Source organism: Xanthomonas euroxanthea (genome assembly GCF_900476395.1).
GTDB lineage: Bacteria > Pseudomonadota > Gammaproteobacteria > Xanthomonadales > Xanthomonadaceae > Xanthomonas > Xanthomonas euroxanthea.
On the sequence record NZ_UIHB01000001.1, the window covers coordinates 1,343,259 to 1,360,772 of the forward strand.

General features: G+C 67.9%; 12 protein-coding genes. 6 read left to right on the forward strand and 6 right to left on the reverse strand.

The annotated features are described in order from the left end of the window. Nucleotides 1–58: 58 nt before the first annotated feature. The gene (locus tag CPBF1521_RS05995) at nucleotides 59–961 is read right to left on the reverse strand and encodes an SDR family oxidoreductase (protein ID WP_104582375.1); all 903 of its coding nucleotides are present in this window, start codon (nucleotides 959–961) and stop codon (nucleotides 59–61) included. 183 nt (nucleotides 962–1,144) lie between these two features. On the opposite strand from CPBF1521_RS05995, the gene CPBF1521_RS06000 reads away from it, so the two are divergent. Continuing rightward, the gene (locus tag CPBF1521_RS06000) at nucleotides 1,145–1,852 is read left to right on the forward strand and encodes a DUF429 domain-containing protein (RefSeq protein ID WP_115676325.1); all 708 of its coding nucleotides are present in this window, start codon (nucleotides 1,145–1,147) and stop codon (nucleotides 1,850–1,852) included. A gap of 1 nt (nucleotide 1,853) precedes the next feature. Here the strand turns inward: CPBF1521_RS06000 and CPBF1521_RS06005 are convergent, their stop codons facing one another. Continuing rightward, entirely contained in the window at nucleotides 1,854–4,208 is a 2,355-nt protein-coding gene (locus CPBF1521_RS06005; protein ID WP_115676326.1) for a GH92 family glycosyl hydrolase, read from the reverse strand. Nucleotides 4,209–4,507: 299 nt separating this feature from the next. Here CPBF1521_RS06005 and CPBF1521_RS06010 point away from each other — a divergent pair, with 299 nt between their 5' ends. Then, nucleotides 4,508–5,146 (forward strand): alpha-ketoglutarate-dependent dioxygenase AlkB family protein, encoded by a 639-nt coding sequence (locus tag CPBF1521_RS06010; RefSeq protein ID WP_115676545.1) that lies wholly within the window; start codon nucleotides 4,508–4,510, stop codon nucleotides 5,144–5,146. A gap of 405 nt (nucleotides 5,147–5,551) precedes the next feature. Next, nucleotides 5,552–7,246 (forward strand): FAD-dependent oxidoreductase, encoded by a 1,695-nt coding sequence (locus tag CPBF1521_RS06015; RefSeq protein ID WP_104649775.1) that lies wholly within the window; start codon nucleotides 5,552–5,554, stop codon nucleotides 7,244–7,246. A gap of 207 nt (nucleotides 7,247–7,453) precedes the next feature. Here the strand turns inward: CPBF1521_RS06015 and CPBF1521_RS06020 are convergent, their stop codons facing one another. Continuing rightward, nucleotides 7,454–8,200, reverse strand: coding sequence for an EAL domain-containing protein (locus CPBF1521_RS06020; RefSeq protein ID WP_115676327.1), 747 nt, complete (start codon nucleotides 8,198–8,200; stop codon nucleotides 7,454–7,456). A 148-nt stretch (nucleotides 8,201–8,348) separates the two neighbouring features. Between CPBF1521_RS06020 and CPBF1521_RS06025 the strand changes: the two genes are divergently transcribed. Together CPBF1521_RS06025 and CPBF1521_RS06030 are read left to right on the forward strand one after the other, a co-directional pair. Continuing rightward, nucleotides 8,349–8,987, forward strand: coding sequence for an HD domain-containing protein (locus CPBF1521_RS06025; RefSeq protein WP_115676328.1), 639 nt, complete (start codon nucleotides 8,349–8,351; stop codon nucleotides 8,985–8,987). Between the two features lie 439 nt (nucleotides 8,988–9,426). Beyond that, nucleotides 9,427–11,973 (forward strand): excinuclease ABC subunit UvrA, encoded by a 2,547-nt coding sequence (locus CPBF1521_RS06030; RefSeq protein WP_115676329.1) that lies wholly within the window; start codon nucleotides 9,427–9,429, stop codon nucleotides 11,971–11,973. A gap of 512 nt (nucleotides 11,974–12,485) precedes the next feature. Here CPBF1521_RS06030 and CPBF1521_RS06040 read toward each other — a convergent pair. After that, nucleotides 12,486–14,768, reverse strand: coding sequence for a glycoside hydrolase family 3 N-terminal domain-containing protein (locus CPBF1521_RS06040; RefSeq protein WP_115676546.1), 2,283 nt, complete (start codon nucleotides 14,766–14,768; stop codon nucleotides 12,486–12,488). A 173-nt stretch (nucleotides 14,769–14,941) separates the two neighbouring features. Here CPBF1521_RS06040 and CPBF1521_RS06045 point away from each other — a divergent pair, with 173 nt between their 5' ends. Then, nucleotides 14,942–15,448, forward strand: coding sequence for a DUF421 domain-containing protein (locus CPBF1521_RS06045; protein ID WP_115676331.1), 507 nt, complete (start codon nucleotides 14,942–14,944; stop codon nucleotides 15,446–15,448). An 85-nt stretch (nucleotides 15,449–15,533) separates the two neighbouring features. Here the strand turns inward: CPBF1521_RS06045 and CPBF1521_RS06050 are convergent, their stop codons facing one another. Beyond that, a complete protein-coding gene (locus tag CPBF1521_RS06050) occupies nucleotides 15,534–16,712 on the reverse strand; it encodes an SGNH/GDSL hydrolase family protein (RefSeq protein WP_370659362.1) in 1,179 nt (392 codons plus the stop codon). 20 nt (nucleotides 16,713–16,732) lie between these two features. Then, nucleotides 16,733–17,485, reverse strand: coding sequence for an SDR family NAD(P)-dependent oxidoreductase (locus CPBF1521_RS06055; RefSeq protein WP_104582383.1), 753 nt, complete (start codon nucleotides 17,483–17,485; stop codon nucleotides 16,733–16,735). Nucleotides 17,486–17,514 lie beyond the last annotated feature (29 nt).

The window sequence follows — 17,514 nt, forward strand, 5'->3', positions numbered from 1 at the left end:
ACGCAGCGATCGGCGGGGCCCTGGTGGCGCTGGGCTGGAAACGCGTTCTCTGGGCTGCTCAGGACAGCAACAAGCCGCCGGTGGCGCCGAACACTTCGCCGGTGACGTAGCTGGATTCCTGCGAGGCCAGGATCACGTACAGCGGCGCCATTTCCACCGGCTGGCCGGCACGCTTGAGCGGGGTTTCCGAGCCGAACTCGGGAATCTTTTCCGGCGGCTGGCCGCCGCTGGGCTGCAGCGGGGTCCACACCGGGCCAGGTGCGACCGCGTTGACGCGGATGCCCTTGTCGGCGACCTGCTGGGCCAGGCCCTTGGTGAAGTTGACGATGGCCGCCTTGGTGGAGGCATAGTCCAGCAGCGTCGGTGAGGGCTGGTAGGACTGGATCGATCCGGTGTTGATGATGGATGCGCCCGGCGGCAGGTGCGGGATGGCCGCCTTGCATAGCCAGAACATCGCGTACACGTTGGTCTTGTAGGTGGCGTCGAACTGCTCGGTGGTGATGTCGGCGATGTCCTTCATCGCGGTCTGCTTGCCGGCGATGTTGACCAGCAGGTCCAGCCCGCCGAGTTCCTTGACCGCGCGTGCGACCAATTCATTGCAGAAGGCTTCGTCCTTCAGGTCGCCCGGGATGCTGATGGCTTTGCGGCCTTCGGCCTGGATCAACTTCACCACTTCCGCCGCATCCTGCTCTTCTTCCGGCAGGTAATTCAGCACGATGTCGGCGCCTTCGCGTGCGTAGGCAATCGCGGTGGCGCGGCCGATGCCGGAGTCGGCGCCGGTGATCAGCGCCTTGCGGCCCTTCAGGCGGCCGAAGCCCTGGTAGCTCTGCTCGCCATGGTCGGCCTTGGGCTGCAATGCATGGATGGTGCCTGGCGCTTCCTGGGTCTGCTCAGGGAACTTGGGCTGCGGAAACTGGGTGAGCGGGTTCTGCATTTCGTACTGGTTCTTGGTGCTGGACATGCACTGGCTCCTGCATTGGGGGACGACAAGGCCGCAGCGTGCTGCGGCCGATGCGGAGCAGTCTGGAAACCATGGCGATGCGTGCGGGTGAACGAATGTTGTGCATGATGTGAACGCGTCACACAGCTAGCGTGCGGGCGATGCCGTAGCGCCGTGCACGCACGGCAGACCGGGAGGACAGCAATGCAGTGTGTAGGGATCGATGGCGCCGGCAGCGGCTGGCTGGCGGTGTGGCACGCCGGCGATGGATTGCAGTTTGCCGGCTACCCCACGGTGGCCGCGGTGGCGAGCGCATTGGGGGACGTCGCTGTGCTGGGCGTGGACATTCCGATCGGCTTGAGCGAGCACGCACCCCGCGTTGCGGATGCGCAGGCGCGGCGCTTTGTCGGTGGGCGCCGCGCGTGCAGCATCTTTGCCGCGCCACTGCGGGGCATGTTGCATGCGCGTACGCAGGCGGAAGCCTCTGCGCTGCATCGGGTGCTGGACCACGACGGCCAGCGTGGCTTTGGCGTGCAGTCGTTTGCGCTGCTGTCGAAGATTCGTGACTGGGACGATGCCTTGCGCGCCGATCCGCCGTGGGCGGAGCGCGTGTTCGAGGTGCACCCGGAAGTTTCCTTCGCCGTGCTCGCCGGTGGGCAGGGCCTGGCGGCGGGCAAGAAGAGCCGTGCGGGCCATCAGCAGCGCGCCGCCTTGCTGGGCCAGTGCTACGGCGCCAGGCAGGTGGCTGCGTTACTGGAGCGTGTGCCGCGTGCGCTGGCCAAGCCGGACGATGTGCTCGATGCCCTGGTGGCCTGCTGGAGTGCGCAGCGCATTGCCGCGGGCACCGCCGGCAGCCTGCCGGCGGTGGTGGAGCGCGATGCCTGCGGGCTGCGCATGGGCATCCACTACTGACTCAGCGCGTCTGCGTCGACATCGAATACGGCCGCTGCGCCGGATCGGTGGCCCATTGCGTATTCGGCGTGGCCTGCATGCGGAAGCGCAACTCGCCGCCGGCCTGGATTTCCTCGTGGGTGAGGTAGGCGCGATTGAATGCCTGGCCGTTGAGGGTGGCGCTCCCGATGTAGCTGCGCGCCTTGCTCAGGCCATCGGCGATCACGCTGAAGCGCTTGCCATTGGGCAGCTTGAGCGTGGCGCGCGGCAGGAACGGGCGGCCGATGATGTACTGGTTGCTGCCCGGTGCCACCGGATAGAAGCCCAGCGTGGTGAACACGTACCAGGCCGACATCTGGCCGAGGTCGTCGTTGCCGGCCAGGCCTTCGGGGCCGGCGTGGTACTGGGTGTCCATGATCTGGGTCAGCCGCGCCTGGCTGCGCCAGGGCTGGCCGGCGTAGGCGTACAGATAGGCGACATGGTGGCTGGGTTCGTTGCCGTGCGCGTACCAGCCGATCAGGCCGGTGATGTCTTCCATGTGCTCGAATACCTTGGGGTCGACCTTGGCATCGAACACCGCATCCAGGCGCGCGAGCAGTTGGTCGTCGCCGCCATGTGCGGCTGCAAGTCCTGCGACGTCCTGCGGCACATACCAGGAGTATTGCCAGGCATTGCCTTCGGTGTAGTCGCTGCCGTAGCCGCTGGCCGAGGGGTCGAACGGCATGCGGAAGTCGCCGGCACGGGTGCGCGCGCGCATGTAGCCGGTGGCCGGGTCGAAGGCGTGCTTCCAGTTGCCGGCGCGCTTGCTGAATTCGGCGGCGATGGCGGGCTTGCCGAGTTTGTCGGCCATGCGCGCGATGGTCCAGTCGTCGAAGGCGTATTCCAGTGTCTTGGAGGCGGCTTCGCCTTCTTCGTCGATGGGCACATAGCCCAGTTCGCGGTACTGCGCGATGCCGTCGTAGGGGCCGTAGTTAGCGCTGGCGACCATGGCGTCCAAGGCTTCGTTGGCATCGAAGCCGCCGATGCCCTTCATGTAGGCGTCGGCGATCACCGGCACGGCGTGGTAGCCGATCATGCACCAGGTTTCCAGGCCGTGGAACGCCCAGACCGGCAGGATGCCGTAGGCGCTCTCACGGCGCGAGGCGAGCAGGGAATTGACCATGTCGCTGCTGCGTTGCGGCGGCTGCACCAGGGTCAGCAGCGGATGCAGGGCGCGGTAGGTATCCCACAACGAGAACGTGGAGTAGTTGGTCCAGCCACGCGCCTGATGCACGGCATTGTCCGGCCCGCGGTACTGGCCGTCGCTGTCCATGAACAGGGTGGGGCCGAGCAGGGTGTGGTACAGCGCGGTGTAGAGCTGGGTGCGTTGTTGCGGCGTGCCTTGCGCGTCGATCGCCGACAGTGCCTGCGTCCACTGCGCGCGTGCCTCGGCGCGCACGCGGTCGAAATCGAAACCGGGCACCTCGGCATCCAGATTGGCGATGGCGCCGGCTTCGCTCACTGGCGAGAGCGCGACCTTGACCACCAGCGGCGTGCCATCGTTGGCAACATCGAACACGCCGACCAGTTGCCGGCCTTCGATCTGTGCGCGCTGGGCGGGATTTTTCTCGCCCGGCGGCGGAAAGCCCTTGTACGGGATGTCCTGCTCGGTGTTGTGCAACTGCGTGGCGGTGAGCGGGCGCGAAAAGCGCATGGCGAAGTACAACTGGCGGCCGGGCGCCCAGCCACGGGTTTCACGAAAGCCGGTGACGGTGCCGTCGCCGCGCACGCGCAGCCGCGACCACTGCACCTTGCCGGGGTAGTCGTACAGGCTGGTGCGCAGGTCCACCAGCACATGCGCTGGTACGCCCTTGGGGAACTGATAGCGATGCACACCCACGCGCGCACTGGCGGTGAGTTCGGCGCGGATGTTGCGGTCCTTCAAGGTCACCGCGTAGTAGCCGGGCTGCGCCTGCTCGCTGGCGTGGTCGAACTGCGCGGTATAGCCGCTGCCCGGTGTGGCGGCATCGCCGCGTTCGAGCTTGACCTGGCCGGTTTGCGGCATCAGCAGGACGTCGCCCAGGTCCGAATGCCCGGAGCCGGAAAAGTGCGTGTGCGAGAAGCCGACAATCGTGCTGTCGCCATGCCGGTAACCGGCGGCCCAGCCATAGGCCTCCTTGCGCGGCTTGATCTGCGTGTCCGGACTCAGCTGCACCATGCCGAACGGCACCGTGGCGCCGGGATAGGTGTGGCCTTCGCCACCGGTGCCGATGAACGGATCCACCGCGCTGAAACCCGCGTCGTCCGCGCGTGGCGCCGCGTTGCCGGCGAAGCTGACGCAGGCGGCAAGCAACGCCAGCCAACGCAGCGGAGAGAAGGCGATTGAGCGATGCTGCATGCGAACGGTTCCAGGCGGATGCAGCGCCGGACCGTAGCACAGCTGTCGGGCCTGATCGCATGGCATCCATGGCTGCATCGTTGAGCTCGCTAACCCGTGCGCGGGCCGCGGTGGGCGCTGGACGCGTGTGGTCGCCAGCCTTGCGCGCCGGAGGCTGCGGGTGCGCCGGTCGGTTGCCCTGATGCACGCAGCAAGGCCTTGCAGCAGATGCGAGACAGCGTGCACCTGCACTGCTCCGGTCGCAGGCAAGCGCAACGCCCGGCTGCTGAAATCGCGCAAACCGCCCGCATATGATCCCGATGGATCTGTTCGATGCTCCCACCGCGCCGGTGCAGCTGCTGCACGATGCGCAAGGCGGCGTGCGCTATTGGCCGCAGCTGCTGGCGCCTGCCGTGGCGCAGCAGTGCTTTGCCGCGCTGCGCCAGGCGACCGACTGGCGCAGCCAGCGCCGCGAGATGTATGACCGTGTGGTGGAGGTGCCGCGCCTGCTGGCCTCGTATCGGCTGGATGCACCGCTGCCGCCCGGGCTGCCGCTGCAGGCGCTGCTCGCTGCGGTGCAGGCCGTGTTGCCTGCCCCGTACAACGCCGTGGGCCTGAATCTGTATCGCGACGGCCGCGACAGCGTGGCCATGCATCACGACAAGCTGCAGACACTGCAGGCGCCGTATCCGATTGCATTGGTGTCGCTGGGCGCCACGCGGCGGATGCAGCTGCGCGCAAAGCACGGCAACACGCGTGCGATCGCTGTGGAACTGGCGCCGGGAAGCCTGCTGGCGATGAGCCATGCCTCGCAACTGAGCCACGAGCACGGCATTGCCAAGACCGCACGTGCGGTGGGTGAGCGCATCAGCGTGGTGTTTCGCGTGCGTCCGGCCGAGCGCATGGCCGCCGGCCAGCACGGGCCGCACTGGGAGCAGGTGCAACCGGAGCGTGGCTGAGGAGGCGTGGTGCACGTCTGTCGGCGTGCTGCGGAGCAAGCGGAGTAAGCGGAGTAAGCGGAGTAACCCGAGCAACAGCAGCAACAGGAGCAATCGGAGCGTTCGAGCGCTGCGTACCGGCAGCGGCTCCAGGGCCGTGTTCGCTTGGCGGCCAGCGCAGCGGCTGCGTCAGTTACGTTCTGCGCGCACGGTTGCGGCCGATCACGCCGATCGCCGCCGGTGAGCGTGCGATGCGCTGACACCTGCGTGATGCGTTGTGCCTGCGCGAACACCGCACTGGCGTACCCACCCGTGCTGCGCGCGCATGCGCGCTCTGTCGCGCCCGGCATGGCCCATTCGGGTGATTGCCATCGCCCTCACGGCTGGCCATGCTTGCATGTACTCCCCCCTCAGCGTCGCCCCTCCATGTCCCTGGCCGATACCCGCCACCATCAGATGTTTCCCGAGCTGGACTCGGGCCAATTGGCGATCACGCGGCGTTTTGCCAGCGGGCCGGCGCAGCGTTTCGCTGCCGGCGAGATCGTCTTCGACGTGGGCGATGCGCACGCGCCGGTGTGGGTGGTGCTGGAAGGCGCCATCGAAGTGGTCCGGCGCGACGGGCTGGGCAACGAAAAGCCGGTCACCTCGCACACGCCCGGGCAGTTCACCGGTGAGGTGAGTCAACTCGCCGGGCGCGCATCGCTGGCCGGTGGACGTGCCGGGCCGCAGGGCTGCCTGGCGCTGCCGTTCGACACCGCGCATCTGCGCGCGCTGATGATCAGCTCGGCCGAAGTGGGCGAGGTGGTGATGCGTGCGTTGATCCTGCGCCGGGTCGGCCTGATCGAAGGCGATGCCTCCGGCTCGGTGCTGATCGGCGAGCCGGACGATCCGCACCTGACCCGGTTGCAGGGCTTTCTGACCCGCAACGGTTACCCGAACACGGTGATCGATGCCTCCGACGAGGAAGGCCGCGCGTTGGTGCAGCGCTTCGGCATCCAGGAGCAGGAGTTGCCGGTGATGGTGTGCCCCAGCGGGCGGGTGCTGCGCCAGCCCAGCGATGCCGAAGCAGCGCATTGCCTGGGCATGACCCCGGATATCGACCCGGACAAGCGCTACGACGTGGCGATTGTCGGTGCCGGCCCGGCTGGCCTGGCGACGGCGGTGTACGCCGCGTCCGAAGGCCTGTCGGTGCTGGTGCTGGACCAGCGCGCCATCGGCGGGCAGGCCGGCGCCTCGGCACGGATCGAGAACTACCTGGGCTTTCCGACCGGCATTTCCGGCCAGGCGCTGGCCGGGCGCGCCTACAACCAGGCGTTGAAATTCGGCGCCGAGCTGGCGATTCCGATCGAGGCCGGCACACTGGAATGCGGGCGCGACGACGGCGCGCTGAAGCTGGATCTGGCCGACGGCAAGCAGCTGCTGGCCAGCACCGTGGTGATCGCCTCGGGGGCGCGTTACCGGCGTCCGGAGATCGACGGGCTGGAGCGTTTCGAAGGCCATGGCGTGTCGTACTGGGCCTCGCCGGTGGAAGCGCGGCTGTGCGAGGGCGGGGTGGTGGCGCTGGTGGGCGGCGGCAATTCCGCCGGCCAGGCGGTGGCGTTCCTGGCGCCGCGGGTGAAGGAACTGCACCTGATCATTCGCGGCGAAGGGCTGGAATCGTCGATGTCGCAATATCTGATCGACCGCATCGCCGTGCTGCCGAACGTGCAGCTGCATGCCGGCACCGAGGTGTCCGCGCTGGAGGGCGATCCGGAGCGCGGCCTGCAGGCGGCGGTGTTGCGCACGCGCGCCGATGGACAGACCACGCGGGTGGAGTTGCGGCATCTGTTCCTGTTCGTCGGCGCCGACCCCAACACCGGTTGGCTGCAGCAATGCGTCGAGATGGACAAGCGCGGTTTCGTCGTCACCGGCAACGCGCGTGGGGATGGCGTGCCGGCCTGCCTGCCGCTGGAAACCAACCGCCCCGGCGTGTTCGCCATCGGCGATGTGCGGGCCGGCTCGGTCAAGCGGGTGGCCGCGGCGGTGGGCGAGGGCGCGGCGGTGGTTGCGCAGATCCATCAATACCTGGCACATCAGGCCAACCCGGTGCCGGCTTCCGAGCTGGCCAGCGCTGGGGAATAGGGAATCGGGAATCGGGATTGGGGAATCGGGAATCGGAAGAGCGAGTGCTTGTGGCGGCTCGATTCCTCCATTCCCAGGCCATCAGGCTGTTACCACTCGGTATGCGCGATCTGAGGTCGCTGGCCCGACACATCGTCACACCGCGTGCGCCGGCAGCTGCCGGGGCCGTAGCGGAGCTACACGCTGGCGTGGTGGCGCGCCTGATGCCTATTCCGGCCAATGCACCTGCGGCAGTTCGCCGATCTGCGGGCGGGCGAACAGGTAGCCTTGCTGCAGGTGGATGCCCATGTCGCGCAGGGCGCGGCATTCGTCCGGGTGTTCGATGCCTTCGGCGATGACGGCGATCCCGAGTTCTTCGCACATGCGGGTGGTGTGGCGGACGATGGCCTGGCGGCTGCGGTCGGCGTCGATGCCGCGCACCAGGGCGATGTCCAGCTTGAGCAGGTCCGGCTGGAAGTCGGCCAGCAGGCCGAGGCCGGAATAGCCGGCGCCGAAGTCGTCGATGGCGGTCTTCAGGCCGCGTGCCTGATACGTGCGCATGATGTCGAGCAGATGCGCCGGTTCGGCCAGGTGTTCCTGTTCGCTGACCTCGAAGATGATGGCGTCCAGCGGCCAGCCGTACTGCGCGGTGGCCGAGAGCGTGGCGCGCAGGCAGTGTTCGGGGTTGTAAACCGCATTGGGCATGAAGTTGATCGACAGCAAGGCCGGCAGCGGGATCTGCGCGGCGCATTCGATCGCCTTGATGCGGCACGCCTGGTCGAAGGCGTAGCGGTTGCGCTCATCCACGGCGGCCAGGATGCTGCCGGCCGATTCGCCATTGACCCCGCGCACCAGCGCTTCGCCGGCGTAGATGCTGCGGGTGGACACGTCCACGATCGGCTGGAACGCCATGGTGATGGCGGTGGGAAAGTCCTGGCCGTCGCGGCAGGCGTTGCAAACGGGAAGCGTGGGCATGGCTGGGCAATCGTGCGGCGTGGGGTGAGCCTAGCGGTATCGGCCGCAACGCCGCGTCATTGAGTCTGCACATGCACCCTCGCGCCATCCTCACCCGGCGCGTCACCGCGCTCGGCGATAATGCCTCCTCGCTCGCATCGGACGCCCCATGACCGCTCTCACCGAACGTTACGCCCTGGCCGTGGATTACGCGCGCATCGCCCATGCCGGGCAGGTCCGCAAGGGCACGCAGATTCCGTATCTGAGCCACTTGCTGGGGGTGTCCACGCTGGTGCTGGAATGCGGCGGCGACGAAGAACAGGCCATTGCCGGGCTGCTGCACGATGTGGTGGAAGATTGCGGCGGCGGCCATGAGGCCTCGATCCGCGCGCAGTTCGGCGATGCGGTGGCCGACATCGTGATGGCATGTACCGATGCCACCGCCGAAGACAAGGCCGAGGTGGACAACACCGACAGCGCGCGCAAACGCGACTGGCGCGAGCGCAAGCTGGCCTACCTGGAGCACCTGCGCAACACGCCCGAGCGCGCCTTGCTGGTGTCCGGCTGCGACAAGCTCTATAACGCGCGCACCATCGTGCAGGACCTGGAAAACCCGGACGTGGGCCAGGACATCTTCAACGTCTTCACCGCAGGGCGCGCCGGCACGTTGTGGTACTACGGCGAGCTTGAGGAGATCTTCCGCACACGTGGCGCGGCGACTGCACGGCTGTTCAGTGGCGTGGTGGCGCGCATGCAGGCGCTGGCGGAGACCGGCGAGCAGCCGGTGCCGGCGCATGCGCTGGGGTGATTGCGTTGTAGAGCGGCTGGTTTGTGAGTTGGCTGCAGGGCCCTCGCCCGCCCACCCTCGCAGGACACGCCGCAAGTACGTCCATGTAGGCTCTTACGCGGCATCCATGCCGCGTAAGGTCCCGCGACGGTGGGCGGACAAGGGCCAGTTGAGTTGGCCGGCGCGCATGGTTTTCAACAAAGCAGCCGGCAACTGTCTTGTGCGGTGTCCTTGCCGATTGCGGGACCGTGTGGTGGCATGGATGCCGCCATCTAGCCCCCACGAACGGGTTTACGGCATAGCCAGCGAGCGGTGAGGGCACCGCGCCTTCGACCGATGCATTCCAGGGCGAGCAGCAAGTTGCTTGAGTGGAGCGCCGCAGGACTCGCCGTCAACACTGACACCGGCTGTATGCGGCACGCGGTAGGCTGGCGCATTGTCGAATGTCGGTGTGTCACTCATGTCCAGCGCAGCGTCGTCTTCCTCCGGCCTGGTGCGCGTGCGCGGTGCGCGCGAGCACAACCTCAAGAACGTGGACGTGGACATCCCGCGTGATGCGCTAGTGGTGTTCACCGGGGTGTCCGGCTCGGGCAAGTCGTCGCTGGCGTTCGGTACCGTGTTTGCCGAAGCGCAGCGGCGTTACCTGGATTCGATCTCGCCGTATGCGCGACGCCTGATCGACCAGGTCGGCGTGCCGGAAGTGGATTCCATCGAAGGCCTGCCGCCGGCGGTGGCCTTGCAGCAGGCGCGCGGCGCGCCGAGTGCGCGCTCGTCGGTGGGCAGCGTCACCACCATCTCCAACTCCCTGCGCATGCTGTATTCGCGTGCGGGCAGCTACCCGCCGGGGCAGGACATCATCTACGCCGACGGCTTTTCGCCCAATACCCCGGCCGGTGCCTGCCCCACCTGCCATGGCCTGGGGCGCATCTACGATGCGACCGAGGCGACCATGGTGCTGGATCCCACGCTGAGCATCCGCGATCGCGCGGTTGCCGCCTGGCCCGGTGCCTGGCATGGCCAGAACCAGCGCGACATCCTCACCACGCTGGGCCACGACGTCGATCTGCCGTGGCACAAGCTGCCGAAGAAGACCCGCGACTGGATCCTCTACACCGACGAGCAACCGGTGGTGCCGGTGTACGCCGGCTACAGCCTGGACGAAGCCAGGCGCGCGCTGCGCCGCAAGGAAGAGCCCAGCTACATGGGCACCTTCACCAGTGCGCGGCGCTATGTGCTGCACACCTTTGCCACCACGCAGAGCGCGCAGATGAAAAAGCGCGTGGCGCAGTACCTGATCAGCACGCAGTGCCCGCAGTGCGACGGCAAGCGGCTGCGGCGCGAGGCGCTGTCGGTGACCTTCGCCGGCCTGGATATCGGCGAGCTGTCGCGGCGGCCGCTGGACGAGGTGGCCGATCTGCTGCGCCCGGCTGCGGAAGGTGCCGGTGGCAAGCGCAACGACAGGCGCAAGCAGGCCGACACGCATCCCGAGCAGGCGATTGCCGCGCAACGCATCGCCGCCGACCTGCGCGCGCGGATCGAGGTGGTGCAGGCGCTGGGCCTGGGTTATCTCAGCCTGGAGCGCAGCACGCCGACGCTGTCGCCGGGCGAGCTGCAACGGCTGCGGCTGGCCACGCAGATCCGTTCGCAGTTGTTCGGCGTGGTGTATGTGATGGACGAGCCATCGGCGGGCCTGCATCCGGCCGATGCGCAGGCCTTGCTGGGCGCGCTGGATCAGCTCAAGGCCGCCGGCAATTCGGTATTCGTGGTCGAACACGAGGTGGATGTGATCCGCCACGCCGACTGGATCGTCGACGTTGGCCCGGCTGCCGGCGTGCACGGCGGGCAGGTGCTGTACAGCGGCCCGCCCGCGGGACTGGAGCAGGTGGAGGCCTCGTCCACGCGGCGTTACCTGTTCGGCACCCCGCCGCAGGTGCACAGCCATGCGCGGGCGGCCACCGGTTGGCTGCAGCTGCGCGGCATCACCCGCAACAATGTGCGCGAACTGGATGTGGACCTGCCGCTGGGTGTGTTCACCACCGTGACCGGTGTGTCCGGCTCGGGCAAGTCGTCGCTGGTGAGCCAGGCATTGGTGGAATTGCTGGCCGCCCATCTCGGACAAACCCAGGCGGAGGAAGACGAAGCGCTGGACCCGCTGGAGCGCGGCACGCAGGTGCCGCTGGGTGGTGCGATCGTCGGCGGACTCGACCAGGTGCGCCGCCTGGTGCGGGTGGACCAGAAACCGATCGGCCGCACGCCACGCTCCAATCTGGCCACCTACACCGGCCTGTTCGATCCGGTGCGCAAGTTGTTCGCCGCCACACCGGCCGCGCGCCGCCGCCGTTACGACCCGGGGCAATTTTCGTTCAACGTCGCCAAGGGCCGCTGCGCCACCTGCGAGGGCGAGGGCTCGGTGCATGTGGAATTGCTGTTCATGCCCAGCGTGTACGCGCCATGCCCCAGCTGCCACGGCGCGCGCTACAACGCCAAGACCCTGGAGATCGCGCTGCGGGGTCACAACATCGCGCAGGTGTTGGCGATGACCGTGGACCAGGCCGCCAGCTTCTTTGCCGACGACGCTAGCGTGCTGCGCCCGTTGCAGGTGTTGCGCGAAGTGGGGCTGGGCTATCTGCGGCTCGGCCAGCCGGCCACCGAGCTGTCCGGCGGCGAGGCGCAGCGCATCAAGCTGGCCACCGAGCTGCAACGCGCGCAGCGGCGCGACACCGTGTACGTGCTGGACGAGCCGACCACCGGCCTGCATCCGGCCGATGTGGATACCTTGATGCGTCAGCTGCAAGGCCTGGTGGAAGCCGGCAATACGGTCATCGTGGTCGAACACGACATGCGCGTGGCCGCCAGCAGCGATTGGGTGCTGGACATGGGGCCGGGCGCGGGCGGTGCGGGTGGCGCCGTCGTGGTGGCCGGTGCGCCGGAGGCTGTCGCGCGGCAGCGTGGCAGCCGCACCGCGCCGTTCCTGGCAGAGGTGTTGCGCGGAAATACGATCGGCTAACAAAGCTTTCGAAGGTTGTAGCGATGGCGTCAGCATGTTGGCTAGACGTGCCTTCGATGACGAGTGAATCGATGTCGGCATGGCAGCGAGTTGCTCGCGTCGAAGAACGCCGATCAGATCGCACTGCGTCTCATCACATCGCAGGGCACGGCATCACTGCTCCTGACCATGCACACCAACCATCCCGACGGGTCCTTGCCCACCCACCGTCGCGGGACCTTACGCGGCATGGATGCCGCGTAAGAGCCTACAAGGACGTACTTGCGGCGTGTCCTGCGATGGTGGGCGGGCAAGGACCCCGCAGCAAACCCGCAGATCGTCCGCTGTAAACCCGGGCACACGCACCGTCCAATCTCTCAAGACCCAGTCCCCCTCTCAAGGCGACCGAGAGCATGAGCGTCAGCGCAATGGGGATGTGTTCCCGAGCCAACCTGGGCACGATGCCCTCTGCGTGAGCGAGACACGCCCCGTATCCATCCCCTGAGCTGAGCCATTTCGATTGCCGCTGGCGCTCAGCCCATCAATTCAAAACTCGCAGACACGCCCTCAGCCTCTGCAGATGGCGCCACCCAGAGATCGAATACGCCAGGCTCTACCGTCGGCTGCAATGCCTGGCCGATAAACAGCAGGTCCTCACGGCGCAGCACGAACTCCACCGCGACGCTGCCGCCCGCCGGCACCGCCAGCTTGCGGAAGTCCTTCAGCTCGCGCACCGGGCGGGTGACGCTGGCGCTGCGGTCGCGGATGTAGAGCTGCGCCACTTCCTCGGCATCGCGGGTGCCGCGGTTGTGGATGCGCGCGCTGATGCGCAGGCTGCCGGTCGCCGCCAGCCGTGCATCGCTCAGGCGCAGCTCGCCGTATTCGATGCGGCCATAGGTCAGCCCATGCCCGAACGGAAACAACGCGGCATTGGGCGCGGTGCGGTAGCGGGTCTTGAACGGCTGCAAGGCATCCGGGCGCGGGTCGGCACGGCCGCTGGGCTTGTGCGCATAGCTGTAGGGCAGCTGCCCGGATGCATGCGGAAAACTCACCGGCAAGCGCCCGGACGGACCGTGCTCGCCGAACAAAATATCCGCCAGCGCGGTGCCCGATGCCGAGCCCAGGAACCAGCTGACCAGGATCGCCGGTGCCTTGAGTACCGGGCCATCGATCACCAGCGCACGGCCGTTGCTGAGCACCACCACCACCGGCGTGCCGGTGGCCGCCACCGCCGCCAGCAGCGCTTGCTGCCCGGAGGGAATGACGATCTCGCTGCGCGACTGCGCTTCGCCGGAGTAGCGCATCGGCTCGCCGATCGCCAGCACTGCCATATCCGCGGACGCCGCTGCGGTGACGGCCGCCTGCACGCCGCCGGGCAGGCCATGTTCGAAGTCGCAGCCTTGCACCACCTGCAGGCTGCCCGGGTCGCGCAGCCGCGCGCGCAGTGCGGTGGCAAGGTCGTTGCCGCTGTCGTCGCCGCCGAACAGGCTCCAGGGGCCTGCGCTGTCGGTCCAGTTGCGCGCCATCGGCCCGATCAGCGCGATGCGTTGCCCGTGTGTCTTGAGCGGCAGCAGCTCGCCATCGTTCTTGAGCAGCACGATGGATTTGCGTGCCGCCTCGCGTGCCAGCGCCAGTGTTTCGGGGCGCCGCTGCCGCGCCTGTGCGCGTGCCGGCACGATGCGCAGGAACGGATCGTCGAACAATCCAAGCGCGGCCTTGAACTGCAGCACGCGGCGTACCGATGCATCCAGTTGCGCCATGGTCACCTCGCCGGCGGCCACCAGCGCCGGCAGATGCTGCAGGTACAGCCCGCTCTGCATGCTGATGTCCACACCGGCCAGGAACGCCAGCCTGGTCGCCTCGCGCGCATCGCTGGCAAACCCGTGCCCGATCAATTCCAGATCGCCGGTGTAGTCGGACACCACCAGGCCGCGGTAGTCCCACTCGCCGCGCAATACCTCGCCCAGCAACCAGCGATTGGCGGTGGCAGGGATGCCGGCGATCTCGTTGAAGGCCACCATCGTGGTCACTGCGCCGGCATCGAATGCAGCCTGGAACGGTGGGAAATAGACCTCGCGCAGGCTGCGCTCGGAGATGTCGACGGTGTTGTAGTCCAGCCCCGCCTCAGCGGCGCCATAGGCCGCGAAATGCTTGGGACAGGCCGCAAGTGCATCGGCATGATCCAGGCCCTCGCCCTGGAAGCCGCGCACGCGCGCCTGCGCAAACCGCTGGCCAAGCAGCACGTCCTCGCCGCTGCCTTCCACGCCGCGCCCCCAGCGCGCATCGCGCGCGATGTCCACCATCGGCGCGAAGGTCCAGTCGATGCCGACCGCACTGGCCTCCAGTGCGGCCGCACGCGCGGTGCGTTGCGCCAGCGCCGGCTCGAAGCTGGCGGCCTCGGCCAGCGGCACCGGAAACACCGTGGTGAACCCGTGGATCACATCGGCGGCAAACAGCAGCGGAATCTGCAGGCGGCTCTGCAGCGCGGCCTGTTGCAGTTGCTGATGCCACAGCACATTGGAGCCATTGAAGATGCCGCCGACCCGCCCGGCACGCGCGGCAGCAAGCTGGCCCTCGGCCGTGGGCACGGTATTGATTGGATTGGCCGCCGCCGCCGCATCGGTCTGCTGCGCCGAACCGGACAGCGTCAGCTGGCCGGCCTTTTCCTCCACGCTCATGCGCGCGATCAGCGCATCGATAAAGGCCGGCGCCGCGGCCGCACGCCGCGGCAACGCAAACCCTACCGGCAGCTGTGCCGACAACGCTGCCGACGCGGCACCCAGCAGCAACCCGCGACGTGTGATTCCAGTCCCCATGCCCGCCATCCCCGTGTGTCCAGGCCAGACGCTAACGGATCGCCAGCGAAAAGCCGTGATGCGCTGCACGATGGGTGCCGGGCGGGCTGACTCGGCAACGATGGCGACAGCACGGCGCCTTCACCGTTTCCGCACTAGCGTGCGCCATCGATCAACGGCGGTCAGGACACACGATGCTGGACGTGGAAACACGCGTGCGCTTTTACGAAATGATGCACCTGGACATGCCGTGGTGGGAGTTCGTGCTGCGTGCGGTAGCGGTCTATACCGTGGTCCTGCTGTTGACGCGCATGACCGGCAAGCGCGCGCTGGGCCAATCCACGCCGTTCGACGTGCTGCTCATCGTGCTGCTGGGAACCGCGGTGCAGAACTCGCTGATCGGCGAAGACGTCTCGTTGCTGGGCGGCATGATCCTGGCGGCCACCTTGCTGGTGTTGAACTGGCTGGTGGGCATGGCGACCGCGCGCAGCCGGCGGATCGATACCTGGGTGCAGGGCACCCCGGCGCTGCTGGCGCGGGGCGGGCAGATCTACTGGAAGGAACTGGTCCGCCACAACGTCAGCTACGCCGATTTCGAGGTGGCAAAACGCAAGGCCGATTGCCGCGACGATGCCGATATCGACATGGCGATCCTGGAGACCTCCGGGGAGATCAGCATCCTGAAAAAAAGCCGGGGCTGAAGGCAGGCAAGCGTGCATGCCGGCCGTGCCGCTGTATCGCCGTGGCAGCGCGCCTGGCGCAGGCGCGTCACCGTGGCAAGGCGCCTCAGCGGGCCTTGCAGAACAACGACAGGTCCACTGATTCGGCCATGCGCTGGTATCCGGCGTCGTTGGGATGCAGGAAATCGCGGGTCAGCGCGGCGGGTAGCCACTCCGGCCTGGTCGGGTCGCGCAACGCGGCGTCGAAGTCGATCACCGCATCGAATGCCTGCCCGTCGCGGATGAACCCGTTGAGCGTCTGGCGCGTGGCCGCCGCCACCGGCTCGTAGCGATCCGAGTTGCCGAACGGGGTCAGCGTGGCGCCGATCACGGCGATGCCGTGTTGCTGCAGCCGGGTCACGATCTGGCGATAGCCCAGCACCATGTCGGCGGCAGTGCGGCCGGCAATCGCATCCGGCGGGCCGCTGTGGCGGATGTCGTTGATGCCCTCGAACAGGATCACCTGGTCCACGCCGGGCAGTGCCAGCACGTCGCGATCCAGCCGCGCCAGCGCGCTGGGGCTGCGGCCATCGTCGAGCAGCTTGTTGCCGCTGATGCCGGCGTTGAGCACCACCACGCTGCCGGGGCAACGCTGCTCCAGCCGCCTGGCCAGCAGGGCCGGCCAGTCGCCATTGGCGCCGCGCGTGGCGGTGGCGCCTTCGGTGATCGAATCGCCCAGCGCCACCACCACGGTCTGGCGGGGATGCGGCGGTTGCACGTAGAGGGCGGAGATGACGTTCTGGCGATACGCCAATGCCTTGCTGTCCGGTACCTCGGCCTGGCCCTTGACCACTCGCAGCGCGGTGCGGCGTACCGCCGGGCGCGCCGGCGTGGGGAAATACAGGCTCACCGCCACCTCGGCCAATGCCGGTGCGCGCAGCGGCACCGGGTCGCTGAGCAATACGCCGCCGGGCGGCACGGTGATGCTGGCGCGTCCGTCGAAGCGCAGCGGGTGCGTGTCCCCGGCGCCGCCGAGCAGGCGCGCCGTGCCCGCACCGATCGTCAGCGGGGTGGTGCCCAGCTCGTTGCTGATGCGCACGCGCAGGGCCACCGCCGCACTGCCCAGGCGGATGTCCTGGCGCACCGTTTCATCGGCAAATTGCAGCGGCGTGTCGGCGCCACCGTCGAGCCGGTCCGGCGTCGCCGAGGCGATCCAGGCCGGCACCCAGCGGGGTGCGGGGTGCGCAGTGGCCGGGCCTGCCAGCACGACACTCAATGTCGCAGTCATCATCCATCGCCAGACCATGCGCAGAACTCCTTTTTCGATCAGGAAAAGAACACGCCGCCGTTGACGTCCAGGTTGGCGCCGTTGATGAAGCTGGCCGCATCCGAGGCCAGGTACAACGCCGCATCGGCAGCTTCCTCCGGGCGGCCCTCGCGCCGCAGCGGGGTGGCATTGGCGACGAAGGCGCGTACTTCCGGCTTGGTGAAGTCGTCATGGAAGCGGGTGGCGATCATGCCGCAGCACAGTGCGTTGACGCGGATGCCGCGCGGGCCCAGTTCCTTGGCCATTGCGCGCGAGAAGGTCATCACCGCCGCCTTGGCGGTGGCATAGATGGCCGCGCCCGGCCCGCCGCCATCGCGCCCGGCAAGCGAGGCGAAATTGACGATCGCGCCGCCTTCGCGCATATGCGGCGCCACCGCCTGGGTGGTCAGGTAGACCGATTTGAGGTTGAGGTCCATCACCTGATGGAAGAAGGCCTCGTCGATATCGGCCAGCGGCTTGCGCGCCAGCATGCCGCCGGCCACGTTGATCAGCACATCGATGTGCTGGCCGAAGGCGGTGCGCGTGGCGGTCAGCAGGCCGGCCACGGCGGTGGCATCGGTGACGTCGGCGCGGTGCAGGATGCCCTGGCCGCCGGCGGCCTGCAGCTGTGCCAGCGTGTCGCGCGCGCTGGCGTCGTCGTTGGCGTAGTTGATGCAGACCTTGGCGCCGGCAGCGGCCAGCTTGAGCGAGATGGCGCGGCCGATATCGCGGCCGCCGCCGGTGACGATGGCGACCTTGTCGTGGAAATGCATGCGGGTATGTCCTGTTGGTGTGGGGAAAG